The 671-nt window shown below is 58.1% G+C and carries 1 protein-coding gene; it reads right to left on the bottom strand.

Annotation, left to right across the window (positions count from 1 at the left end; translation table 11 throughout):
- On the bottom strand, positions 1-671 hold a 671-nt coding region (gene tnpC, locus AC07W0_RS30935), incomplete at both ends, for an IS66 family transposase (RefSeq protein ID WP_495029354.1).

Here is a 671-nt window from a genome sequence, read left to right as displayed (position 1 = left end):
GCGGCCAAGGCGTTATAGCCGGCGTAATCGTCAGTCATCAAATAGCCACGATAGTCGCCGAGCAGCCGCAACGGCACCTCCTGCGCTCGACTGGTGGTGTAGTCAAAAAGAAGGATTGGTCGCGCCGGTGGGCCGCTGGCTTGTACCCACATCCAGGATTGGCTGGTCGGGTCTCGACCTGGCTCTTTGAGCACCTGCACTCGCGTTTCATCGCAGTGAACAATCGGACTTTCCAGTAACCGATCACGCATCAGATTCAACAGCGGTTGGAAGTGTTCGCAGCACTGGATCACCCAGCGCGCCAGGGTTTGACGCGGGATATCGACACCGTGGCGAGCGAGGACTTTTTCGAAACGGTGCAGCGGCAGGCCATCGACATACTTGGCGGTCAGCAACATGGCCAACACGCTGGGGCTGGCCATGCTTTTTTCGATCAGTTGCGCGGGTTTGTCGGCGGTGACCGGTGCAGTTTCACAACCACGGCAGCCGTAGACCTTGCGGATGTGTTTGATCACCCGGATCTGCATCGGCACGATCTCCAGCTGTTCGCTGGTTTCTTCGCCGATGGTATGTTTGCGGCAGCCGCAAATGCAGGTCAGTTCGTGTTCGGGGAGTTCGTGGATGACTTCGATTCGTGGCAAGTTAGCGGGTAGAGGCTTGCGTTTGCCACG

The sequence above is a fragment of the Pseudomonas sp. GW704-F2 genome, from assembly GCF_059423025.1.
This window is presented reverse-complemented; position numbering and strand designations above follow the sequence as displayed.